The following is a 23,516-nucleotide window of genomic DNA, read 5'->3' as shown; positions in this document are numbered from 1 at the left end:
TATATGGGGAGGATGTCCCCATATACCTTTCTTACTGATTAAGTATAAAATTGTAAAAAACATGGAGGTGTTCACCTTGCTAAAATATATCGGTAAACGATTCATTTACATGATCATCACATTGTTTGTGATTGTCACCGCCACATTTTTCTTAATGCAGGCTGCACCGGGCGGACCGTTTTCAGGCGAAAGAAAGCTCCCGCCTGAAATTGAGGCAAACTTAAACGAGCACTACGGCCTGGACAAGCCTCTCGTTATCCAATATGTCAGCTACTTAAAGTCTGTCGCGATGTGGGATTTCGGACCTTCATTTAAATATAAAGGGCAAAGCGTAAATGATTTAATCAATTCAGGTTTCCCCGTTTCATTTACTCTCGGAGCAGAAGCTATTCTCCTCGCTTTAGCGTTTGGTGTTTTGTTTGGGGTGATTGCTGCCCTGTATCATAATAAATGGCAGGATTATACCGTTGCGATTTTAACGATCTTTGGAATATCAGTTCCGAGCTTTATATTGGCGACGATATTACAGTATATCTTCTCTATTAAATTGGAACTCTTCCCGGTCGCAGGGTGGGAATCCTGGGCATACACCTTTTTGCCCTCCATTGCGCTTGCTTCTATGCCGATGGCGTTTATTGCCAGGCTCTCCCGTTCAAGTATGATTGAAGTGTTAAACAGCGATTACATACGGACCGCAAAAGCAAAAGGGCTGTCACGTCCGTCAGTCACGGTGCGCCATGCGCTGCGAAACGCGTTATTGCCTGTTGTGACATATATGGGACCGATGGCGGCGTCCATTTTGACGGGAAGCTTTATCATAGAATCCATTTTCGGAATTCCCGGTTTAGGCGCGCATTTTGTCAACAGCATTACCAACCGTGATTATACGGTCATTATGGGAGTTACCGTGTTCTTCAGCGTTATCCTGCTTTTATGCGTATTAATTGTAGACGTGCTGTACGGATTGATTGATCCGAGAATCAAGCTTTCTAAAGCAAAGAAAGGAGCCTAGGCCATGCAGAACATTCCTAAAAATATGTTTGAACCAGCTTCAGCTAATGCCAGTGATGCCGAAAAAATAAGTAAAAAAAGCCTTTCCCTGTGGAAAGACGCCATGCTTCGCTTTCGCAGCAACAAGCTTGCGATGGTCGGGCTTGTACTGATCGTTCTTATTATCCTTATGGCTATTTTTGCCCCTGTTTTTTCAAGATATGATTATGCAACGACGAATCTTTTAAATGCGGATAAAGCACCGTCTAAGGATCATTGGTTCGGTACGGATGACCTGGGAAGGGACATCTTCGTACGGACGTGGGTAGGTGCGCGGATTTCCATCTTTATCGGTGTAGCCGCTGCCGTGCTTGATTTATTAATCGGCGTCATCTGGGGCAGCATTTCCGGATTCCGCGGCGGCCGAACTGATGAAGTGATGATGCGTATCGCGGACATTCTTTGGGCAGTTCCTTCATTATTAATGGTTATCTTGCTGATGGTTGTCCTGCCGAAGGGCTTACTGACGATTATCGTTGCCATGACGATAACGGGCTGGATTAATATGGCGAGGATCGTCCGCGGCCAAGTGCTCCAATTGAAGAATCAGGAATATGTGCTTGCTTCCCAAACACTGGGTGCGAAAACGGGACGTCTTCTGTTTAAGCATATTGTTCCGAATGCCATGGGTTCTATCTTAGTCACGATGACACTGACGGTTCCGACCGCGATTTTTACAGAAGCATTTTTAAGTTATTTAGGGCTCGGCGTACCGGCGCCGCTTGCGAGCTGGGGAACGATGGCCTCAGACGGATTGCCTGCATTAACCTATTACCCTTGGCGTTTATTCTTCCCTGCCGGCTTTATCTGCCTTGCGATGTTTGGCTTTAATGTTGTCGGTGACGGATTAAGAGACGCGCTGGATCCTAAGTTACGCAAATAAGGAGTGATATGAGTGACACGCTTGCTAGAGGTAAAAGACTTAGCCATTTCATTTAAAACATACGGCGGAGAGGTACAGGCAATCCGCGGCGTGAATTTCCATTTGAATAAGGGAGAAACGCTCGCGATCGTGGGGGAATCCGGTTCCGGAAAAAGTGTGACGTCCCAAGCGATTATGAAGCTGATTCCAATGCCGCCCGGCTATTTTAAAAGAGGGCAGATTCTCTTTGACGGACGCGATATTGTACCGATGTCAGAAAGAGAGATGCAGTCCATCAGAGGAAAAGACATCGGGATGATTTTCCAAGATCCGATGACGTCTCTGAACCCGACAATGAAGGTCGGGAAACAAATTACGGAAGTGCTTTTTAAACACGAAAACATTTCAAAAGCAGCGGCACGCAAACGCGCGATTGAACTGCTTGATCTGGTGGGAATTCCGATGCCGGAAAAGCGGGTCGGCCAATTCCCGCATGAATTCTCCGGCGGAATGAGGCAGCGGGTCGTCATCGCGATGGCGCTTGCGGCAAATCCGAAGCTGTTAATTGCTGATGAGCCGACAACCGCACTTGATGTAACGATTCAGGCCCAGATTCTTGAGCTGATGAAGGAATTGCAGAAAAAAATCGACACTTCGATTATTTTTATCACCCATGATTTAGGCGTTGTCGCTAACGTTGCCGACCGGGTCGCTGTCATGTACGCGGGCCAAGTCGTTGAATCCGGCACGGTGGACGAAATCTTCTATGATCCGCGTCACCCGTATACGTGGGGGCTTTTAGCATCTATGCCGAGTCTTGAAAGCACTGACCAGGAAAAACTGACGGCCATCCCGGGAACACCGCCTGATCTGACGAATCCTCCAAAAGGAGATGCGTTTGCGCTTCGCAGCTCTTACGCGATGAAAATTGACTTTGAAGAGGAGCCGCCGATGTATAAAGTGTCTGACACGCATTTTGTGAAATCTTGGCTTCTGCATCCGGACGCGCCTAAGGCAGAGCCGCCTGAAGCGGTTAAGGCAAAAATGCGCAAATTGCCGAATACGTACCAGCAGCCGGTTTTAATGAAGGAAGGTGAAAAAAATGACTGAAAAGCTTCTCGAAATTAAACATTTAAAACAGCATTTTTTCACGCAGAAAGGAACCGTAAAAGCGGTAGATGACCTGTCATTTGATATTTATAAAGGCGAAACGCTCGGCCTCGTCGGAGAATCAGGCTGCGGAAAGTCGACGACAGGCCGGAGCATTATCCGTCTGTATGAAGCAACTGACGGCGAGGTGCTGTTTAACGGAGAAAATGTCCACGGCAAAAAATCCCGCAAAAAGCTGCTGGAGTTTAACCGGAAAATGCAGATGATTTTCCAAGATCCGTATGCATCTTTAAATCCGAGAATGACAGTTGCCGACATTATTGCAGAGGGGATTGATATCCACCGTCTCGCGAAAACGAAAAAGGAGCGCATGCAGCGGGTTTATGAACTGCTTGAAACGGTCGGTTTAAATAAGGAGCACGCCAACCGCTATCCACATGAATTCTCTGGAGGGCAGCGTCAGCGGATCGGAATTGCCAGAGCGCTGGCGGTTGATCCGGAATTTATCATTGCGGACGAACCGATTTCCGCCCTTGACGTATCCATTCAGGCGCAGGTCGTCAATTTAATGAAGAAATTGCAAAAGGAAAAGGGGCTCACTTACCTGTTTATCGCCCATGATTTATCCATGGTCAAATACATCAGCGACCGTATCGGCGTCATGTATTTCGGAAAGCTGGTTGAGCTTGCGCCGGCGGATGAGCTTTACGAGAATCCGCTGCACCCGTATACAAAATCCCTCCTGTCCGCCATTCCGCTTCCTGACCCTGATTACGAAAGAAATCGGGTCCGGAAAAAATACGATCCGTCAATCCATCAGCTGAAAGACGGGGGAAAGATGGAGCTTCGCGAAGTCACACCGGGACATTTTGTCATGTGCACAGAAGCAGAATTTAAAACGTTTCGATAAGATGATCATCCTTCAAGACTGCAGTCTTGAAGGATTTTTTTATGGACTGTCCATGACCTTGCATTTTTCCGGTTCACTGCCATACGATTTATTTAATGGGTTGAAAAAGAAAATGAAACGTCATTGGAAGTTATCGTCAATGTCCTGTTTTTTCCGGAAAAGCCGCGGCCGGACAAAAGTTGATATTGGCAGCCTTGCACATTAAAGTTTATCAAGCATGCGCCCCGTTTCCTATAATGGAAAAAAGGAGGAGTTTAGCATGCGAATGATGACATACGCCATCGTCACAGGACTGTTTCTAAGTTTGATGGCTTATCCGGCGAAGGCCGCTGTAAAAGAAGAGCAGCCGGAATTAAAAGTAGCTCTTACAAAAAAAGAACTGCCGGAAGGGATGACGAGGTTCGCTTATCCCTCAGGGCTGCACTTTTCACATCCCGATAAGGTGCGGGGCATTTACGTAACCGGGCATTCTGCGGGCGGAAGCAAGTTTGATGAACTGACGGATTTTGTAGACAAAACAGAACTGAATACAATGGTCATTGATGTGAAAGACGATAACGGAAACCTTACGTTCCAGCCGGATAAACAGTCTCCCTACTACAAGATCAGCAAGCCGTACATCAAAGACCCAAAAACGATGATGAAAAAACTGGAGGAAAAACACATCTATCCGATCGCGCGGATTGTCGTTTTTAAAGACAGCGCGCTCGCGAAAGAAAAACCGGAGTGGTCCTTTAAAGAAAAAGACGGAAGCGTCTGGAAGAACGGACGAGGGGAATCATTCGTGAATCCGTTTATGAAAGAAGTATGGGATTACAATGTAAACATTGCAAAAGAAGCCGCAAAAATGGGCTTTAAAGAGATTCAGTTCGATTATGTCCGTTTCCCGGAAGGGTTTGAAAAACGCGATGATGAGCTGACATACGGCCATGGAGTCTATGGAAAATCAGCTGACAGCAACGTGCAGAAACGTGTTCATGCCGTTACCGATTTTGTCAGTTATGCCAAGAAAAAATTAAAGCCGCACGGTGTTGATATGTCGGCTGATATTTTCGGCTATTCAGCGACATTGCCCGAAGCGCCGGGAATCGGACAGAATTTCAGCAAAATTTCTGAGCATGTCGATGTCATTTCATCCATGATTTATCCGAGCCATTGGACGAGCTATTTCGGCATTGATAAACCCGACCTTGAACCGTACAAAGTCGTCAGGGAATATGCAAAGGTGGAGAACAAAAAACTCTCCAAACTGAAAAATCCGCCATCGTCACGCCCGTGGCTTCAGGACTTTACAGCCTCATACCTTGGAAGCGGCAACTACCAAGAGTACGGCAAAAGCCAGGTGGAAGACCAGATTAAAGCTTTACACGATGAAGGCATCGACGAATTTTTATTGTGGGATGCAGCCAATCATTATACGCAACATGTAGATTACACACCTTTTAAAAAAAATGAAACCATGTCACAAAGTCAACCGTCTAAATAGATGTAAGATTGTTTAAACAGTCGGAAATGGGGTATATCTAAAAGTGTGAAGACAACGAACCCATAAGGAGCAAATGAATGAACTGGTATGAAAAGCTGAGTGAATATTTTCCGATTGAAGAAATGAAATCAAAAGCGCATATGGAAGCCCTGTTAAAGGAGCAAAGCGATGTTTATCATAAAGAAGAGGGCCAACACTACGTGCTGATGTTTGCGGAATTTGACTCTTTTATCTTTATTGATTATCTGTTTGTGTCAAAGAAAGCCAGAGGGCAGGGTCTCGGACGCAAGCTGATCGGTAAGCTGAAAAAGAAAAACAAGCCGATTCTGCTTGAGGTGGAGCCTGTCGACGAGGATGACACGGACACACAGAAGCGTTTGCGTTTTTACCAAAGAGAGCATTTCAAGCATGCACAGTCAATCGGGTATCGGCGCCGGTCATTGGCTACGAATGAAGTGAATAAAATGGAGATTCTGTACTGGTCACCGAAAACAGAATCTGAAGAAGAAATGTTTGAAGCGATGAAACAGACATATGAAACCATTCACACTTATAAAGATGAAAAATGGTACGGAGAATCATACGAAAATACGGATGAAGTTCTCAAAGTCATTGATGAGAAAAAACAAAAAAACATTTTCGATAAGTTAAACTAATTGAGAATGTAAATAATCCCGCAAGCTGCAAATTTGCCGGATCGACACATTTTTTTCTCAGGAGACTGTTCATACTTACTTTTTTATAGTATAATACCTATAAAGATTCCTTTTTTAAAGTCATTTCAATTTGAGAATACAAACATGTTCATCCTACTAATTAGAGGAGTGAAGATTAATGGTTACATTATACACATCACCTAGCTGTACGTCATGCAGAAAAGCAAGAGCTTGGCTGGAAGAGCACGAGATTCCGTTTGAAGAGAGAAACATTTTCTCCGAGCCTTTATCCATTGACGAAATCAAGCAGATTCTGCGTATGACTGAAGACGGTACGGATGAAATTATCTCTACCCGTTCTAAAGTATTCCAGAAACTGAACGTAAACGTTGAATCAATGCCGCTTCAAGACCTGTACACTTTAATCAATGAGCATCCGGGATTGCTTCGCCGCCCGATCATCATTGACGAAAAACGTCTGCAAGTCGGCTATAACGAAGATGAAATCAGACGATTCCTGCCAAGAAAAGTGCGTTCTTTCCAATTGAGAGAAGCACAGCGCCTGGCTAACTGATATAAGATTATAAAGCCCAAAACCTTCGCGGTTTGGGCTTTTTTATTACTTTTCAGTCTGTTCATAAATCATACTGGCGAGGATGACAAACACGACAGTCAAAATCGGCAGCATCATTTGAACCGTACCGTGGTCTGCCATGAAAAAAGACAGCTTACTGTCTCTCGCGATCATTTCACCGCCCGTAAAAGCGAGCAGGCCGCTTCCGGCATAGATTAATAGCGGCACTTTGTCCATTGCAGCATGAACGAGCTTGCTGCCCCAGATGATAATCGGCACCGAGACGAACAGCCCGATGACAACAAGCGTCAGCTCGCCGTGAGAAGCGCCCGCTACGGCAATCACATTGTCAAGCGACATAAAGAGGTCGGCCAGTACGATAGTGCGGATAGCTCTCCAAAGTGAGGAACTGCTCTTCACACGCTGTGTATCCTTCTTCTCAATAAGAAGCTGATAGCCGAGATACAATAAGAACACGCCGCCTGCGCATTGTAAAAAAGGAACGTTCAGCAAATAGACGGCTGCGCTCGTCAGTCCTATTCTCATGGCAACGGCAATAAACGTTCCGAAAATAATCGCTTTCTGCCTTTGCTTATGCGGCAGGTTCCGGCATGCCATCGCAATGACGACAGCATTATCACCGCCGAGGATTAAATCAATTCCGATAATGACAAGTAGAGACAGCAGGTAATCGTGCGGCATGAAACCACCTCGCTTTTTGTTCCGGTTGCTTGTACAACTAATATATGAAGCAGGATGACAATTATGATGGGAACCGGGGGAAAGCCTGTTTTTCCGTGAGAAAATGCTTTTTTATTTCTTTTATAACTGATTTATCATAAAATAGAAATATAAAGAATTCGCGCTGTTTCCTCATAAGGTTAAGATGTGGACGGAATGGGTAAAGTGTAGTAAAGTACTATTCATCGGGAGCTTAGATGTCCCTTCAACATCTTATAAAGAAGGGAAGGTTGGCAAATGGAAATAGAAAGAATTAACGAGCATACTGTAAAATTTTATATGTCATATGGTGATATTGAAGATCGCGGTTTTGACAGAGAAGAAATCTGGTACAATCGCGAACGCAGTGAAGAACTGTTCTGGGAAGTCATGGATGAAGTTCATGAGGAAGAGGAATTCGCTGTCGAGGGTCCGCTTTGGATTCAGGTTCAGGCATTGGACAAAGGACTGGAAATTATCGTAACAAAAGCCCAGCTTTCCAAAGATGGACAAAAACTCGAACTGCCGATCCCTGAAGATAAAAAACAAGAGCCGGCAGATGAAAATCTCGACGCCTTACTTGATGATTTCCAAAAAGAAGAGCAGGCTGACAGCCAGGAAGACAAGGAACAGAAGCTTCAGTTTACTTTGCGATTCGATGATTTTGAGGATATTATTTCGCTTTCTAAATTAAATCTTAACGGAATAAAAACGACACTTTACTCGTTTGAGAACCGATATTATTTATATGCAGACTTTAATGAGCAAACTGATGAAGAGGTTGAAAATCAGCTAAGCATCCTGTTAGAGTACGCGCATGAATCATCAGTCAGCATTCACCGCCTTGAAGAATACGGCAAATTGGTGATACCTGAGCATGCGTTATATACAATAAAAAAACACTTTGCATCATAACAAACCGATTTCTCTCAGCAGAAATCGGTTTTTTTTTGTGCAGAAAAGGATTCTGAACGATCGAAAACGGAAAATCCGCCTTTTGCTGCAAACAGGATTATACCTTCTTTTTTGCTGAATAACAGAAAGACGCAGAAAGGAGAAGATGGTAAATGTTCAGTGCCGTGACTGCCGAGGGCCGGCTGGTTCAGCTGGCTGGCAGCTATTCTAATCAAAAAGCAGCGGAGTTAAGACAAATCCGCTGGTACTGCCCTGTATGCCGGGGAGAGCTTGATCTGAAAGTGGGATCGCAAAAACTGCCGCACTTTGCCCATAAGAAAAGCAGGCTGTGTCCGGGAGAGCCGGAACCGGAAAGTGAATACCACATGGAAGGAAAACGGCAGCTTTTTCTCTGGCTGAAAGCACAAGGACTTACCGCCAATTTGGAGCCATATGTCAAATCAGCGGGACAGCGGCCGGATCTTACTGCTGAAAGCGGAGAAGACAGGCTGGCGTTTGAATTTCAATGTGCACATCTATCTGCGGAAACTTTGCACAGCCGTACAGAAGGCTTGAAAAAAGCCGGGTTCAATCCGTTTTGGATCATCGGAGCAAAACGTTTAAAACGGCTGTCCGCACATTTTTTTCAACTTTCTGCTTTTCATTGGCAGTTTTTCGAAGTCAATTCATTTTCCTCTATTTTATTTTATTGCCCCGAGGCCCGCTCCTTTTATAAACTGCATGCGATCATTCCGTTTTACACAGGCTATTCATATGCCGAAATGAAAATCACTCCTCTCCATAAAGCAAATCTGACGGACATTTGTCTGCCGGAAGGCTCCCGAAATGTTAAGCTTTCCGCTTGGAAGCGGGCTGTTTCCGGTTTCCGCCGAAAAAGCAGCCGGTTCTTATCAAAAGAAGCCCGTCTCATTCAGCGCCTTTTTTATGAAAGGCATCAAACCGCATTTTCTTTATTGCCGTCTGAGGTATTTGTTCCAGTATCGGCCGGCTTTTTGTTTCAAAGCCCTGTTTTTGTATGGCAGGGACACCTGTATTTGCGGTTTATGGAGCTTTCGGAAAAAGGAGCGCCGATCCGCTTAGCGGACATGGTCCGCTTCTGCCGCAGGAAAATCATTGATCGGGATATCAATCTGCGGTACGAATACAATAAAGAATTCATCATCCTGGCGATAAAACAATATGCCGATTTTTTATGTTTGCAGGATTTTTTAAGAGAAACTGAGAATGAAGTATATATGCTCACATCTCAAAAAAAGCACCCTCGAACAGCTGAGGAGCTGTATCAGCGGGATCGGCTGTTTTTTGGGGAATGAGAATGCGGCATTTAGCTCACCCTAACGTCAAGGTGGTGGCTGAATGTGAAGCGCATAAAAGCGTTTGGTTTTCGCTTTTTCACTGTATTTTTGGCATGCTCGCTCTTATGTGCCGCATATGATTTGACAAAAGGCAGTGAAAAAACGGAAGATAATCACAACACAAGTTTTTGGAGAAACAATCGTTTTTTCAATTGGCTTGAAGTAAAGAAAACGAGGGGGATCACCATGACTGAGGAAAAAAAAGCAAAACAGCTGCCTGACAGAAGCGAAGTAAAGGCAGAGGATACATGGAGACTAGAGGATATTTTTCCTAGTGATGAGGCCTGGAATAAAGAATTTCAAGAGGTTAAAAAATTAATTCCGAATTTATCTTCCTTTAAAGGCACACTGGCTCATTCCGCCGATAATTTATACGCCGCTCTTACCGCTCAAGACGAGGTGACGAGCCGTTTAGGGAAACTGTATTCTTACGCGCATATGCGCTCAGACCAGGATACGGGCAATTCTTTCTATCAAGGGCTGAACGACAAAGCAGCAAGCCTGTATTCACAAGCTGCCAGCGCAGCTGCATATATAGAACCGGAAATTCTCTCTATTCAGGAGGACAAGCTGCAGCAGTTTATTCTAGAAAAAGAAGAGCTGAAGCTGTATTCCCATGCGATTGAAGAGATTACGAAACAGCGTCCGCACGTGTTAAGTGAAAAAGAAGAGGCGCTGCTTGCGGAAGCTTCAGAAGCGCTGTCGTCTCCTTCCAATACGTTCAGTGTTTTAAATAATGCTGACATTACGTTTCCGTCTATTAAAGATGAGAACGGAAAAGAAACGCAAATCACACACGGCAACTTTATTAATTTCTTAGAAAGCGGCAATCGGGAGGTTCGCAAAAACGCGTTTGAAGCTGTGTATAAAACATACGGGCAGTTTAAAAACACGATGGCGACTACCCTCAGCGGCACTGTGAAAAAAGATAACTTCTACGCGCGTGTGAAAAAGTATAAATCAGCCCGGGAAGCCGCTTTGTCTGCTAACAGCATTCCAGAGGAAGTATATGATAATCTGGTGAAAACCATCAATAAGCATCTGCCGCTTTTACACCGCTACATCGACCTGAGAAAAAAGGTGCTTGAACTTGATGAAGTCCATATTTATGACTTGTACACACCGCTTGTAAAAGATGCGGGAATGAAGGTGACGTACGATGAAGCAAAAGAGTACATGCTGAAAGGGCTTGCCCCGTTAGGTGAAGAATACGCGTCTATATTGAAAGAAGGCCTTGAAAATCGCTGGGTCGATGTGTACGAAAACAAAGGAAAACGAAGCGGCGCTTATTCGTCCGGTACATACGGCACGAACCCGTATATTTTGATGAACTGGCATGACAATGTCAACAACCTGTTTACGCTTGTTCACGAATTCGGGCATTCGGTGCACAGCTACTATACGAGAAAATATCAGCCGTACCCGTACGGTAACTACAGCATCTTCGTCGCTGAAGTAGCTTCTACGACAAATGAAGCGCTTCTCGGAGAATATATGCTGAACAGCTTAAAGGATAAAAAACAGCGTCTTTACCTGCTCAACCACATGCTTGAAGGCTTCAGAGGCACGGTCTTCAGACAGACGATGTTTGCCGAATTCGAGCATTTGATTCATACGAAGGCGCAAGAAGGCGAGCCGTTAACGCCTGAATTGTTAAACACGCTTTATTATGATCTGAACAAAAAGTATTTTGGGGACAACATGGTCATTGATAAGGAAATCGGCTTGGAATGGTCAAGAATTCCTCATTTCTATTACAATTATTATGTATACCAATATGCGACAGGCTACAGTGCGGCGCAAGCGCTGAGCAGCCAGATCTTAAAAGAAGGCAAGCCTGCGGTTGAGCGTTATACGGAATTCCTAAAAGCCGGAAGCTCAGAATATCCGATTGATATACTGAAAAAAGCAGGAGTCGACATGACATCGCCAGAACCGATTGAAGCAGCCTGCAAAATGTTTGAAGAAAAACTGAATGAAATGGAAGAATTGCTTTCAAAATTGAACCATTCCTGAATCAAGAAAGCCTGTGCAAAATGTGCACAGGCTTTCTTAAAAACCTTTAAACGTTTTCCGGTGATTCAGCCGGTACAAGGTGAACAATATGGACAAAAACAGCAGGGGAGAGGTAATGTAAAGCGGCAGCATGTGCATCATGGCTAATAAATTTAAAAAGAAGAAAAATACAATCATACCGATGGTTATCACGGTGCGAAGCATCATTTTCCCTCCTCGTCCTTATTGATACATTCTATGAAAACAAGCGGTCAGTTATGTTTTGTGACAAAAATATGAACATTGATCGTATGGCTTGTCAAAGCTCGACATGATTTGATATGATAAGGATGTGAAATTGATCACAAACAAACATTACCCCTTTGTTTGACCGTGAAAAATTTCTCCCATCCCCTTTGTTGTCGTTAAGACATATGAAACCGCGCTTATCCCGGCGCGGTTTCTTTATTTGCAAAAAAAAAGCCGGCTCCGTAAGGAATCAGCTTTTTTGCTACTTATCACAGCAGGTGAAATCTTCCTGGCTGCCGGCTAATGACTTCCAAAACAGTCCGTGCTTTGCTTCAACTCTGGCGACCTTTTTGGCAAACGCCAGTTTTTTCATTTCTTTTTCAACTTCTTCAATACTTAAATCATAAACTAGTGCAATTTCCTTAGATGCGACAAACCTGAAATATTCTATAAAACACTCCAAGGGAGGCGTTTCGGAAGGTTTCGGTTCATCGCCAAGCATTTCAAATAAAATCTCTTCGTATACGTCATAAGAATAGTTGCCGGGCACTTTCAGCCCTTCATCTTCATGCTGGGTATTAAAAAACGTCAAGGTCGGGTTGACGGTGACATCCATTTCCGCCGCAATTTTCATATCACATTGAAGCGCTTTTACCGCGCTTTGCGAATGGAGGTCCCGTTTGAACTCTTCTAAATCCAATTTCGTTTTTTTAGCTATATCCAAAAGCACGTCTTCATCGGTAATGTTTTGTTTAGACACAAACAGGCTTTCCTGCATATTGCGAAGGAACAGGATTCCCGCTTTTCTTCCCTGCAGCTCGGCCGCCTTTAAAGCAAGTGCGGCAAGGTAAGGCGATGAAAGGGGCTGATCCTCCTCGAGCCAAAGGTTTCCGTCACAGGACATTCCCGACCGGTTCGCAATTTTTTCCCATGCTTCGGCGAGAAGGTGTTTTTTCCGCTTTTGTTTATTCAGGGATGTAATGCTGGCGGAAACAATGATCCGCAGTGTGAAAAAACGTCCGTATCTGATTTTTAATTTTTTTATGGCGGGCTCCAGCGACCAGCATTCAGGACATAAAGGGTCGACAAACATGTAAATTTCCAAAGGTTTTTTTGGATGTCCGTGGCAATGGGCGAAGTATTGCTCATGTTGATAGTTTGTCAATATGATCGATCCTCCGCTTCTGCCTGATTTACCATATGTCTGGCCGTTAATTCCAGACGCCCGAACAGAAATTCACGAATGTCGCCCTCAAGCCCGACATGATCCATCGCGCCACTCATACAGCTGAGCCACGCATCAGCCCTCTCGTTTGTAATCGGAAAGGGGAGATGCCTTGCTCTGAGCATGGGGTGGCCGTGCTCTTCAGTATAAAGGGGAGGTCCGCCTAAATACTGGGTTAAGAATTGCTTTTGTTTTCTGGCCGTTTCTGTCAAATCGCTTGGGAATATTGGCTTCAGCAAGGGATGAGACGAGACACGCTCATAAAAAGTATCAACAAGTTGCGATAGAAGTTCCTCTCCAATCGCTTCATATGGTGCGTTAAACGATTGTCCCATGTTGACTACTCCTTTAATATGGCTAATAGGAATCATAATTCCCATTGCAAAATTATATTTCAGTTTTACTATCTTCATTTACTGTATATTTTAGCAATAACATTTTATTTCTACAAACAAAGTGCCTTTCTGTCAGGCATTTGTATTACATATCATATCACATAGGATTCATTCATGTGTAAGATTTCACTCCGCAAAAAAACCAGAGGGCACTCAGCCTCTCTGGTTTACGCGTAATACTGTTCGGTAATGTTCTTGACATACTGCTGTGTTTCCTTAAACGGAGGAATACCCCCGTATTGATCGACGTTGCCGGGTCCTGCGTTGTAGGCGGCCAAAGCCAAGGAAACATCCCCGTCATACTTTGTGAGCATCTGCTTTAAGTATTTTGTGCCGCCGTCAGCATTTTGGACGGGATCGAGCGGGTTTGACACGCCGAGTGATTCTGCCGTAGACGGCATCAGCTGCATCAGCCCCATTGCTCCGGCGCCGCTGACGGCTTTCGGATTAAAGCCTGATTCCTGTTTGATGACGGCGCGGATCAGTTTTTCATCTATCCCGTATTTTTCAGCCGCTTTTTTAATAGCGCTGTCCACTGAAAAGCTCCCGGTGCTGCTGTCTGATGTCTGTGCTGCCTTTATGCTGGCATCAGCTGTATGACTGCTCTGGACGGGACTTTCTGCTGTGAATTCAGATATCCTCGGTGAATAGGTGCTGCCCGCTGCCCGCACGCCGTTTAAATGCGCGGAGGAGGACTGCTGTCCGCTGACCGTGTTTGTATACTGGCTGAGCAGGGAGCTGAAGCTTGAAAGCGGGCTTTCTGACGATTGTCCGCCTGCTGTGCCGCTCGTATTTGACATTGATTGCAGCGCCATCGACTGAAGCTGGAGGAGGGCCGCCCAATTCGTTATATTCACTGTGTCATTCCACCTTCTGTTTGTTTCTGTTCATAAAAACGCATAATTTTATTTTTAGTCATCCGCTGAGGAATGCTGAATCGCTGAAGCAATTGTTCAAAGGCCTGTTTTCCTTCATCCCAGTCAGCCGCCTCAAATTCCAATTCAAAGTCTTCTTTATTTAAATATCGGCTGTGATCTAAAACTATTAAGCCTTTTTCTGTTTCTTTTTCCGCGCGTTTTGTCGTTAAAGTTCCGAAATAACAAATAAGGTCCGGATTGATGCCGAGGCCGGTCAGCTGCTCTTTTACAGGACCCTCAGGAATTGTGAAGCCGTCCAGATCAGGTGCTGCAAGCTTCTGGTGTGTTTCCAAAAGTCCGACTGCCGCAGGCTCTTTTAACGTCAGGACGTAAGCGCCGTTTTTTTCGCGGATGCGGAGCGCCGATTTTTTTTGTTTCAGGGAAAAATCTTTTGTATCGAAATAATGATTCACCTGGTGCTTAAAATCGTTTTCCATCATGTTAAATGCGTCAGCCAGCATAAGAAATTCTGATTTTGTCAGGAGATTTTTGAATTCAATTTCTATTTCTTGGGTCATGGTTGTCTTCCTTTCAGGCAGAAAAATTGTATGATTCCCATTATCTCTTTAGAGGTTACGTTTATCAATATCGACCTTGATATGATAAAATAAATCCTGTACTTTGTTAAAAAAGGAGAACATTATGCAAAAGAGAATTGAAATCCAAAACGCATCATTATCAGAAGACGGACTCCGCCTCGAGTGCGGGGAAGACGTAAGCGGAGCAGGACGCAAAGCCTCAGGTCAAATGCTTGTTGATTCCGACCACTTTGCTTTTGTATACATACTTGAATCAGCGGACTCTTTTGAATATGTCATTATAAAAGAAAATGTATGGCCTTCCCTGAAAGAGGCCCGTGATCAAAGAAAGCCTGCAATACTTATGGCAGGAGATGAAACGGTTGAACTTTCAGGCCTGCATGAAGAGCTCGACTATCTTCTCGAAAATATTAAAGATAATGCAAATTACGGAGAAATGGAAGAAAAAGTGAAACGCGTATTTCTTTAGAAACAGGTTCGGAATTGGGGGATGTACGATGGATGACAAACAATGGGAGCAATTTTTAGCGCCATACCGCCAGGCTGTTGATGAATTAAAAGTGAAGCTGAAAGGCGTCAGAACCCTTTATGAGTATGAAGATGACCATTCGCCGATTGAGTTTGTGACAGGCCGTGTGAAGCCGGTGGCAAGCATACTGGAAAAGGCGAGACGGAAAAGCATACCGCTGCATCAGATTGAAACGATGCAGGATATAGCAGGGCTCCGCATCATGTGCCAATTTGTCGATGATATCCAAAGTGTTAAGGATATGCTGTTTGCCAGAAAAGATTTTACTGTCGTTGACCAGCGCGATTACATCGCTGAGCATAAAGAAAGCGGATACCGGTCTTATCACCTTGTCGTTTTATATCCCTTACAAACGACGTCCGGGGAAAAGCACGTTCTCGTGGAAATACAGGTCCGTACGCTTGCCATGAACTTTTGGGCGACCATTGAGCATTCACTGAATTACAAATACAGCGGTAACATTCCTGAAAAAGTAAAGCTGAGGCTGCAGCGTGCATCAGAAGCCGCATCCCGCCTGGATGAAGAAATGTCAGAAATACGCGGCGAAATTCAGGAAGCCCAAGCCGTGTTTTCACGTAAGAAAAAAGCGGGCGGCCATCAATAGGAAAGGAGGAGTTATGGCATGAAATTTGCCGTATCTTCAAAAGGAGACGAGGTTTCAGATACACTCAAAAGCAAGATACAGACGTATTTACTCGATTTTGACATGACATTGGATGAAAAAGAGCCGGAAATCGTCATCTCTGTCGGCGGTGACGGAACGCTCCTTTACGCATTTCACAGATACAGCGACCGTTTGGACAAAACAGCCTTTGTCGGGGTTCACACAGGCCATTTAGGCTTCTACGCCGATTGGGTTCCCCAAGAAATTGAAAAGCTTGTGCTGGCCATCGCCAAAACCCCGTATCATACTGTGGAATATCCTCTCCTAGAGGTGATCGTTACTTATCATGAGAACGAGCGTGAAGAACGATATTTGGCATTAAATGAATGCACGATCAAAAGTATAGAAGGCAGTCTTGTTGCTGACGTTGAAATTAAGGGACAGCTGTTTGAAACGTTCAGGGGTGACGGTTTATGCCTGTCCACACCGTCCGGAAGCACGGCCTACAACAAAGCATTAGGCGGCGCGATCATTCATCCTTCCATCAGAGCGATTCAGCTTGCGGAGATGGCTTCAATTAATAACCGCGTCTTTCGGACTGTCGGCTCGCCGCTCCTTCTTCCGGATCATCATAACTGTGTCATCAAACCGAGAAATGACGTCGATTTTCAAGTGACGATAGATCATTTAACCTTGCTGCATAAGGACGTCAAGTCGATTCTATGCCGAGTGGCTGAAGAAAAAGTCAGATTTGCAAGATTCCGGCCTTTCCCGTTTTGGAAAAGAGTGCAGGATTCCTTTATCGGAAAAGGTGAATAGAAAGAGGAAACGGATTGGAAAACTTTTTTATCCAAAAGACCATTACAGCCGCAGAAGCCGGCATGACGGTAAAAGAATATACAGCGCAGCTCGGCATTTCAAAGCGGCTTCTGGCAGAAATTAAATTCGGCGGGGGAGATCTTCTGATTAACGGTGAACATGTGACCGTCCGCGCGGTTTTAGCTGACAGAGATGTGTTAAAGGTGGAGTTTCCAAAGGAACAAGTGAGTGAAACCCTGCTGCCTGAGCCTGTACCGCTTGATATTCTTTATGAAGATGAACATGTGCTTGTCGTCAATAAGCAGCCATATGTTTCCTCCATTCCTTCAAGGGAGCACCCGTCACAAAGCATCGCTAACGGAATCATTCACCATTACCGGCAAAACGGCGTACAGTCAACGGTTCATCTTGTCACCCGCCTTGACCGGGATACCTCGGGCGCCATGCTGATCGCGAAGCACCGTCTCGCCCATTCTCTTTTGTCGGCGGAACAGAAAAAAGGCAGCGTTAAAAGGCGCTATCTCGCTGTTGTACACGGCAGAATGATTCAGAAAGAAGGAACGGTTGACGCTCACATCGGCAGAAAGCCGGACAGCATTATTGAACGGATGGTTACCCAGCAAGGCCAAGCAGCGATTACCCATTTTCGTGTGAAAAAAGCGGGAGACACATGCACTCTGGCCGCTTTACAGCTGGAAACGGGCAGAACACATCAAATTCGGGTGCATATGAGCTATCTCGGCCATCCGTTAGTCGGCGATACGCTGTACGGCGGGGAAACTGAGGGAATGCCCCGGCAGGCCCTTCACAGTGAGCGGCTTTCATTTTTTCACCCAATGACAAGTGAACCGCTCGTGTTCCATGCTCCGATTCCGGATGACATGAAATCATTGATCGAACAGATATAAAAGCCCGAAACAGCGAAAGTTTCGGGCTTTTTTGTGTGCTATTGGCCGGCATCTTCGCGAAACCGTGTAGCGTCATACGGCATCGAGCTTTTCACAGAAACAGTTTCATGCTCGGGAAAACGAAAGCCGGTCAGCTCATTTCCGAAGACGCAGCCTGTATCAATATTAATGGTGCGATTGACGATCCGCGGCCTTTTTACAGGGGTATGGCCGTATACAACCCACGCTTTGCCGTGATAAGCGGCGGCCCAGTCTCTTCTGACAGGCCGGCCGTCTGGATGCGTTTCTCCTGTTATGTCCCCGTAGAGGACAAACTCCTTCACCCTCCGCGAGTGTTTGCCGATATCGTCAGCCTTTATGCCGGCATGGGCGACAACAAGATCGCCGTTATGTAAAATGTCGTAAAGCGGCGCTTTTTCGTATAACCGGATAAATTGCGCTGAGACCTCCATTCTTTCAGCCGGCGAAAGTTCTTTAAGTTCTGCAGCAGTCGTTTCCAGTCCGTGCATAACTTTTACGGGATTCCCTTTTAAATAACGGTACAGCTTATTACAATGATTTCCCGGGACATAACGGACTGCCCCTTTTTCATATGCTTCTGCCACAAAACGCATCACCTCAACGGATTTTGGGCCTCTGTCTGTTAAATCTCCTGCAAATACAAGCGTTCTCTCTTCAGAATGGACGGGCATGCCGCCTTTCACCTCATACCCCAGCTTTTGAATTAACGCGATCATTTCATCATAACACCCGTGTATATCGCTGATGACATCATAAGCCATGCGTATTAGCCTCCCTTTTTAGCTGATTTATTTATTATGGGGCAAATTCCTGTGCCTAATCATGCTGTTTTAGAGCAAATTAAAATAGAATTGAACAAAAAAAGCCTTATTACTTTTTTTTTGCGTTCAGCCTTGTTAAAATCGCGTTATGTTTTTTTGAATCAAGAAGGTTTTGTCCGTTTATACGGGCTTTAATAACCCTTGTTCTAAGGAGGTATTTACAAATGGAACACACATCAGTCGCATCTTTAGTCGTTGTCCTGATCGTCGCATTTTTGACGCCGCTCCTTTTACATCGGTTTAAGCTCAGCATTCCGGTCGTTGTCGCGGAAATCATCATGGGGCTTATCATCGGAAAAAGCGGCTTTAATCTTGTCGTTCAGGGGGATACGTGGCTGGAGACGCTGTCTGTTCTCGGCTTTATCTTTTTAATGTTTTTAAGCGGTTTGGAGATTGACTTTTCTTCGTTTGAAAAAGGGAAGAAAAAACAATTTCTCCAAAACGGCAGGGAAGCTCCCAACACGTTTGCCGCAGCACTGATAATTTTTATCGGCATTTTTATCTTATCATTACTGCTGTCGTACGGCTTTGTTTTAGCCGGTTTTATCAAAAATGCCTTTTTAATGACGCTTATCATTTCGACGATATCGCTTGGAGTGGTCGTGCCGACTTTAAAGGAAGAGCGGATTATGAACTCAAATATCGGGCAGATCATCCTGCTTGTCGCCGTTATTGCCGATTTGGCGACGATGATTCTCCTCGCCGTTTTTGCTTCTGTTTACGGTGAGGACAGCGGTAATATGTGGCTTCTCATGATTTTGTTTGCCGCGGGGGTCGTCCTGTACTTTTTCGGCCGGATCTTTAAGCACCGCTCGTTCGTTCAATCGATGTCAAAAGGAACGGTTCAGATTGGCACGAGAGCCATTTTCACGCTGATTATCGTGCTTGTCGCCCTGTCAGAGTCGCTCGGGGCAGAAAATATTCTCGGGGCGTTTTTAGCCGGCGTGCTGGTGTCGCTGCTGTCGCCGAATAAAGAAATGGTTGAACAGCTTGATTCGTTCGGCTACGGGTTTTTAATCCCGATCTTTTTTGTCATGGTCGGCGTGAAATTGGACATTTGGACGCTGTTTCAAGATCCGAAAACATTGATTATGATTCCGCTGCTTTTGATTGCGCTGTTTATCAGCAAGATCATTCCGGTGCTTTATTTGAAAAGGTGGTATGACAAGAGGACCGTGTTGGCGTCGGGATTTCTGCTGACATCCACTCTGTCGCTTGTCATTGCAGCAGCTACGATCGGGCAGAGGCTGCATATCATCAGCGCCAATATGTCGGGGGCACTGACCTTGGTTGCCGTGATTGCTAGCATTATAACGCCGATCGGCTTTAAAAAATTATACAAACGGCAAGAAACGCCGAAGGAAAAAAAACGCATTACATTTATCGGCGCCAACCAAATGACGCTTCCGGTCACGCTTGAACTGCCCGATGAGGAATATGAAGTGCGGATCGTCCATGTGTATCAGGAAAATGCCGAGGAAAAGCTTTCAGAATCCGTCTTTACGGTGGAAACGATCGCTGATTACAAACACAGCACGCTGGAGTCGCACGGCATCTTTAAGACCGATATTCTCGTGGTAGCGACGGGTAATGAAGATCTCAATGCGGAAATCGCATTATTTGCAAAAGAAAAAGGGACCGAGCGGGTCATCGCAAGCGTCGGGTCCGTTGAGCATGAAGCGAAGCTGAAGGAAGAGGGCATCAGCATATTTTCAATCCTTCTCTCTACAAAAACGCTTTTGCGCGCATTAATTGAAGCTCCCGGCGTGATGAACCTGCTGACGAACCAAGAGTCTTCGCTTTATCAGATCAACATGGAAAATACCGCGTATAACGGCATTATTCTGCGTGAATTTCCGCTGATGGGCGATGTCATTTTCGTACGGGTTTTCAGAGGCGTGGACAGCATCGTTCCGCACGGAGACACACGGCTGAAAACAGGAGACCGCCTTATTGTCACTGGCTCGCGCAACTACGTGTCGGAGCTGAAAAAAACGCTTGAAGCTTGACCAAATTTTGATTCATGTTAAGATAGAAGGGCATAACAAGTAAATAATTAATCGTATGACCACTAGGGGTGTCCTTCATAAGGGCTGAGATAAAAGTGAGACTTTTAGACCCTCATAACTTGAACAGGTTCAGACCTGCGTAGGGAAGTGGAGCGGTATTTTTTTGGGTGTCTTTTATCCATGTAAATTCCAAACCACTTTTCCGATGCGGGAAAGTGGTTTTTTTATTTCTATCAAGGGGGAAAACATGATGAAATTTTCAGAGGAATGCAAGCGGGCCGCCGCTGAATGGTGGGACGGGAGCTTTGTTCATCCTTTTGTAAAGGGAATCGGTGACGGAAGCCTGCCGATAGACCGCTTTACATATTATGTGCTGCAAGATTCCTATTATTTGACGCATTTTGCTAAGGTTCAGGCTTTCGGAGCGGCTTATGCCGAGGACTTGTTTACAACGGGCAGAATGGCAGGCCACGCGCAAGGCACATATGAAGCGGAAATGGCGCTGCACCGCGAATTTACGAAACTTTTAGGGATTACAGAAAAAGAGCGTGCGGAATTTAAACCGTCACCGACTGCTTACTCTTATACGTCCCATATGTACAGATCGGTGCTGAGCGGTAATTTTGCGGAAATATTAGCAGCTCTTTTGCCTTGCTATTGGCTTTATTATGAAGTCGGCGAACGGCTGAAGGAATGTAAACCGGGCCACCCGATTTATGAGAAATGGATCGGAACATACGGCGGCGGCTGGTTTAGACAGCAGGTTGAGGAACAGGTCAACCGTTTTGACGAGCTGGCTGAAAAAAGCACAGAGGAAATCCGCGCAAAGATGAAAGAGAATTTCGTCATTTCAAGTTATTATGAATATCAATTTTGGGGAATGGCCTATCAAAAAGAAGGCTGGTCCAAAAAGGCTCAGGAAGAGGTGGAGCCCTTTGGAGCTGCACGCGGTAACTGATAACCGAAAGCCCGTTGCACAGCTGGCGCAAGATATTATCTCGATTCATCGTCATGTGGGCTTTATTCATCTCAGAGAGCGGGACAAATCAGCCGGGGATATCATGCATCTGCTGTCGCTTTTACAAAAAGGCGGCGTGGATAAGGAAAAACTGATCATCAATGACCGGGCGGATATAGCGCTTTTTGCCAATATTCACCGAGTTCAGCTTCCGGCGCACAGCTTTTCCGTAAAGCAGGTAAGAGCGAGATTTCCGCATCTTCATATCGGCCGTTCCGTTCACTCGCTGAAAGAAGCCGTCCAAGCTGAAAAAGAGGATGCCGATTATGTGTTATTCGGCCATGTATTTGAAACTGATTGTAAAAAAGGACTTGAAGCAAGAGGCATAAATCTGCTTTCAGACATTAAACGAAAAATTTCCATTCCGGTGATCGCCATTGGCGGTATGACACTTGAGACAATCTGTCAGGCAAAACAGGCGGGGCCGGACGGAATTGCCGTCATGTCGGGGATTTTTTCAGCAAAAAACCCCGGGGAAGCGGCAAAACGTTATTCTCGCGAGGTAAGGGAGGCCGGTTATGAAGAAGCACTATGATACAGCGGTTATCGGCGGCGGAATCATCGGAACGGCCATTGCTTATGAGCTGGCGAAGAATAAACAGAAAACCGTCTTGTTCGAAAGCGGGACAATCGGCAAAAGGACGACAAGCGCAGCGGCGGGAATGCTTGGCGCACATGCTGAATGCGAAAATCGTGACGCGTTTTTTGATTTTGCCATGCACAGCCAGCGCCTGTATGAAACTGCCGAAAAAGAGCTGCAAGAAGCAGCGGGCATTGACATCAGGCGCCATAATGGCGGGATGCTGAAGCTGGCGTATTCAAAAGAAGATGTCAACCGTTTGCGGCAGATGGATGATTTACCTTCCGTCACATGGCTTTCTGCAAAAGAAGCGCTTGAAAAAGAGCCGTTTGCGTCAAAAGACATTCTCGGCGCAAGCCTGATAAAAGACGACGTCCATGTCGAGCCGTATTATGTCTGTAAAGCGTATGCCAAAGGCGCGAGGCGCTATGGAGCAGAATGTTATGAACATACACACGTTATTGAAATCAAACGGGATAAAGAAGCGTTCTGCATAAAAACATCGGCCGGAGCCGTATATGCTGATCAAGTCGCAGTCGCAAGCGGTGTATGGAGCGGACAGTTTTTTGCCCAGCTCGGCTTAGGACAGCCCTTTTTCCCTGTAAAAGGGGAATGTCTCTCTGTTTGGAACGATGAGATCCCGCTTACAAGAACGCTGTACCATGACCACTGTTATGTCGTTCCGAGAAAAAGCGGCCGACTTGTGATCGGAGCAACCATGAAACCGGGCGACTGGAGTGATACACCGGACATCGGAGGGCTTGAAGAAGTCATAAAAAAAGCAAAATCAATGCTGCCTGCAATTGAACATATGAAGATGGACCAGTTTTGGGCGGGGCTCCGGCCGGGAACAAAAGACGGAAAGCCGTTTATCGGCCGGCACCCGGAGGACAACGGCTTAGTATTTGCTGCCGGCCATTTTCGAAACGGCATTCTTTTAGCCCCGGCAACGGCTGAAATGGTTCGGAATCTGGTCTTGAATCAAGAGGTCAAAACAGAGTGGCAAGAGGCGTTTCGAATTGATCGCAAGGAGGCGGTTCAGGTATGATCCTTCAGCTGAACGGAAAACAAATTGAATGGGATAAGGAAAAAGGCACGATTCAGGATTTGCTAGAATCCTATCAGCTTGACCAAAAAATTGTAGTTGTGGAGAGAAATAAAGAAATCATCGAAAAAAAGAATTATCGGAATGTGGGCCTGTGTGACCGCGATGTCATAGAGATTGTCCATTTCGTAGGAGGCGGATGAG

Annotated in this window: 27 protein-coding genes and 1 riboswitch; of the genes, 20 read left to right on the top strand and 7 right to left on the bottom strand. The window is 45.4% G+C overall.

The window, feature by feature from the left end; all coding sequences use genetic code 11:
- Positions 1 to 76 precede the first annotated feature (76 nt).
- The 7 genes from J7E26_RS07585 to spx all read left to right on the top strand — a co-directional run bounded on the left by J7E26_RS07585 (position 77) and on the right by spx (position 6,648).
- A complete protein-coding gene (locus tag J7E26_RS07585; RefSeq protein ID WP_214800961.1) occupies positions 77 to 1,012 on the top strand; it encodes an ABC transporter permease in 936 nt (311 codons plus the stop codon).
- A gap of 3 nt (positions 1,013 to 1,015) precedes the next feature.
- Complete coding sequence (gene oppC, locus J7E26_RS07580) at positions 1,016 to 1,933, top strand: ABC transporter permease (protein ID WP_214800965.1); 918 nt, start codon at positions 1,016 to 1,018, stop codon at positions 1,931 to 1,933.
- A gap of 12 nt (positions 1,934 to 1,945) precedes the next feature.
- Positions 1,946 to 3,022, top strand: coding sequence for an ABC transporter ATP-binding protein (locus tag J7E26_RS07575; protein ID WP_214800968.1), 1,077 nt, complete (start codon positions 1,946 to 1,948; stop codon positions 3,020 to 3,022).
- Positions 3,015 to 3,932 (top strand): ABC transporter ATP-binding protein, encoded by a 918-nt coding sequence (gene oppF, locus J7E26_RS07570; protein WP_214800971.1) that lies wholly within the window; start codon positions 3,015 to 3,017, stop codon positions 3,930 to 3,932. Before J7E26_RS07575 ends, oppF begins: the two co-directional genes overlap by 8 nt.
- 259 nt (positions 3,933 to 4,191) lie before the next feature.
- Positions 4,192 to 5,418, top strand: coding sequence for a putative glycoside hydrolase (locus J7E26_RS07565; RefSeq protein ID WP_214800974.1), 1,227 nt, complete (start codon positions 4,192 to 4,194; stop codon positions 5,416 to 5,418).
- 77 nt (positions 5,419 to 5,495) lie between these two features.
- Positions 5,496 to 6,074: a GNAT family N-acetyltransferase gene (locus J7E26_RS07560; RefSeq protein ID WP_214800977.1), complete on the top strand. Its 579-nt coding sequence runs from the start codon at positions 5,496 to 5,498 to the stop codon at positions 6,072 to 6,074.
- Between the two features lie 178 nt (positions 6,075 to 6,252).
- On the top strand, positions 6,253 to 6,648 hold the full coding sequence (spx, locus tag J7E26_RS07555; protein ID WP_003327578.1) for a transcriptional regulator Spx: 396 nt from the start codon (positions 6,253 to 6,255) through the stop codon (positions 6,646 to 6,648).
- A 45-nt stretch (positions 6,649 to 6,693) separates the two neighbouring features.
- Here the strand turns inward: spx and J7E26_RS07550 are convergent, their stop codons facing one another.
- Positions 6,694 to 7,350 (bottom strand): TerC family protein, encoded by a 657-nt coding sequence (locus tag J7E26_RS07550; RefSeq protein WP_214800980.1) that lies wholly within the window; start codon positions 7,348 to 7,350, stop codon positions 6,694 to 6,696.
- Between the two features lie 184 nt (positions 7,351 to 7,534).
- Here J7E26_RS07550 and J7E26_RS07545 point away from each other — a divergent pair, with 184 nt between their 5' ends.
- From J7E26_RS07545 to pepF, 4 genes are all read left to right on the top strand, one after another.
- Positions 7,535 to 7,636 (top strand): hypothetical protein, encoded by a 102-nt coding sequence (locus J7E26_RS07545; protein WP_156476323.1) that lies wholly within the window; start codon positions 7,535 to 7,537, stop codon positions 7,634 to 7,636.
- Positions 7,627 to 8,283, top strand: a complete 657-nt coding sequence (mecA, locus tag J7E26_RS07540) for an adaptor protein MecA (protein WP_214800983.1) — start codon at positions 7,627 to 7,629, stop codon at positions 8,281 to 8,283. The genes J7E26_RS07545 and mecA overlap by 10 nt, the downstream gene beginning before the upstream one ends.
- A gap of 152 nt (positions 8,284 to 8,435) precedes the next feature.
- On the top strand, positions 8,436 to 9,596 hold the full coding sequence (locus J7E26_RS07535) for a competence protein CoiA family protein (RefSeq protein ID WP_214800986.1): 1,161 nt from the start codon (positions 8,436 to 8,438) through the stop codon (positions 9,594 to 9,596).
- Between the two features lie 228 nt (positions 9,597 to 9,824).
- Positions 9,825 to 11,654 carry an oligoendopeptidase F gene (gene pepF, locus J7E26_RS07530; protein ID WP_214801325.1) on the top strand — a complete coding sequence of 610 codons (1,830 nt, stop codon included), beginning with the start codon at positions 9,825 to 9,827 and terminating at the stop codon, positions 11,652 to 11,654.
- Between the two features lie 36 nt (positions 11,655 to 11,690).
- Here pepF and J7E26_RS07525 read toward each other — a convergent pair whose 3' ends face one another.
- From J7E26_RS07525 to J7E26_RS07505, 5 genes are all read right to left on the bottom strand, one after another.
- On the bottom strand, positions 11,691 to 11,858 hold the full coding sequence (locus J7E26_RS07525) for a hypothetical protein (protein WP_214800990.1): 168 nt from the start codon (positions 11,856 to 11,858) through the stop codon (positions 11,691 to 11,693).
- Between the two features lie 286 nt (positions 11,859 to 12,144).
- Positions 12,145 to 13,047 (bottom strand): ClpXP adapter SpxH family protein, encoded by a 903-nt coding sequence (spxH, locus tag J7E26_RS07520; protein ID WP_214800993.1) that lies wholly within the window; start codon positions 13,045 to 13,047, stop codon positions 12,145 to 12,147.
- A complete protein-coding gene (locus tag J7E26_RS07515) occupies positions 13,044 to 13,442 on the bottom strand; it encodes a globin domain-containing protein (RefSeq protein WP_061521828.1) in 399 nt (132 codons plus the stop codon). The genes spxH and J7E26_RS07515 overlap by 4 nt, the downstream gene beginning before the upstream one ends.
- Before the next feature lie 227 nt (positions 13,443 to 13,669).
- Complete coding sequence (locus J7E26_RS07510) at positions 13,670 to 14,359, bottom strand: lytic transglycosylase domain-containing protein (RefSeq protein ID WP_311379515.1); 690 nt, start codon at positions 14,357 to 14,359, stop codon at positions 13,670 to 13,672.
- Positions 14,356 to 14,937 (bottom strand): CYTH domain-containing protein, encoded by a 582-nt coding sequence (locus J7E26_RS07505; RefSeq protein WP_214800996.1) that lies wholly within the window; start codon positions 14,935 to 14,937, stop codon positions 14,356 to 14,358. Before J7E26_RS07505 ends, J7E26_RS07510 begins: the two co-directional genes overlap by 4 nt.
- A gap of 124 nt (positions 14,938 to 15,061) precedes the next feature.
- Between J7E26_RS07505 and J7E26_RS07500 the strand changes: the two genes are divergently transcribed.
- Genes J7E26_RS07500 through J7E26_RS07485 form a run of 4 tightly spaced genes read left to right on the top strand, consistent with a single transcriptional unit; the run spans position 15,062 to position 17,818 of the window.
- Positions 15,062 to 15,427, top strand: a complete 366-nt coding sequence (locus J7E26_RS07500) for a UPF0738 family protein (protein ID WP_214800999.1) — start codon at positions 15,062 to 15,064, stop codon at positions 15,425 to 15,427.
- A gap of 28 nt (positions 15,428 to 15,455) precedes the next feature.
- A complete protein-coding gene (yjbM, locus tag J7E26_RS07495; protein WP_214801002.1) occupies positions 15,456 to 16,091 on the top strand; it encodes a GTP diphosphokinase in 636 nt (211 codons plus the stop codon).
- 18 nt (positions 16,092 to 16,109) lie between these two features.
- Positions 16,110 to 16,910: an NAD kinase gene (locus tag J7E26_RS07490; protein WP_061521833.1), complete on the top strand. Its 801-nt coding sequence runs from the start codon at positions 16,110 to 16,112 to the stop codon at positions 16,908 to 16,910.
- A 14-nt stretch (positions 16,911 to 16,924) separates the two neighbouring features.
- On the top strand, positions 16,925 to 17,818 hold the full coding sequence (locus J7E26_RS07485; protein WP_214801005.1) for an RluA family pseudouridine synthase: 894 nt from the start codon (positions 16,925 to 16,927) through the stop codon (positions 17,816 to 17,818).
- Between the two features lie 38 nt (positions 17,819 to 17,856).
- Here J7E26_RS07485 and prpE read toward each other — a convergent pair whose 3' ends face one another.
- Complete coding sequence (gene prpE / locus J7E26_RS07480) at positions 17,857 to 18,600, bottom strand: bis(5'-nucleosyl)-tetraphosphatase PrpE (protein ID WP_214801008.1); 744 nt, start codon at positions 18,598 to 18,600, stop codon at positions 17,857 to 17,859.
- A 224-nt stretch (positions 18,601 to 18,824) separates the two neighbouring features.
- Here prpE and J7E26_RS07475 point away from each other — a divergent pair, with 224 nt between their 5' ends.
- The 5 genes from J7E26_RS07475 to thiS all read left to right on the top strand — a co-directional run bounded on the left by J7E26_RS07475 (position 18,825) and on the right by thiS (position 23,515).
- Complete coding sequence (locus J7E26_RS07475) at positions 18,825 to 20,669, top strand: monovalent cation:proton antiporter family protein (protein WP_214801011.1); 1,845 nt, start codon at positions 18,825 to 18,827, stop codon at positions 20,667 to 20,669.
- A gap of 54 nt (positions 20,670 to 20,723) precedes the next feature.
- A riboswitch (TPP riboswitch) is annotated at positions 20,724 to 20,832 on the top strand.
- A gap of 87 nt (positions 20,833 to 20,919) precedes the next feature.
- Positions 20,920 to 21,627: a thiaminase II gene (tenA, locus tag J7E26_RS07470; RefSeq protein ID WP_214801333.1), complete on the top strand. Its 708-nt coding sequence runs from the start codon at positions 20,920 to 20,922 to the stop codon at positions 21,625 to 21,627.
- Positions 21,605 to 22,222, top strand: a complete 618-nt coding sequence (gene tenI / locus J7E26_RS07465) for a thiazole tautomerase TenI (protein ID WP_214801014.1) — start codon at positions 21,605 to 21,607, stop codon at positions 22,220 to 22,222. Before tenA ends, tenI begins: the two co-directional genes overlap by 23 nt.
- Positions 22,206 to 23,315, top strand: a complete 1,110-nt coding sequence (gene thiO / locus J7E26_RS07460) for a glycine oxidase ThiO (protein WP_214801017.1) — start codon at positions 22,206 to 22,208, stop codon at positions 23,313 to 23,315. The genes tenI and thiO overlap by 17 nt, the downstream gene beginning before the upstream one ends.
- Complete coding sequence (thiS, locus tag J7E26_RS07455; protein ID WP_214801336.1) at positions 23,315 to 23,515, top strand: sulfur carrier protein ThiS; 201 nt, start codon at positions 23,315 to 23,317, stop codon at positions 23,513 to 23,515. The genes thiO and thiS overlap by 1 nt, the downstream gene beginning before the upstream one ends.
- Position 23,516 lies beyond the last annotated feature (1 nt).

The organism is Bacillus sp. ISL-51 (assembly GCF_018613535.1).
Classification (GTDB): Bacteria; Bacillota; Bacilli; order Bacillales; family Bacillaceae; genus Bacillus.
Note: the sequence above shows the minus strand (reverse complement) of the source record. Positions and strands in the feature narration are given on the sequence as shown.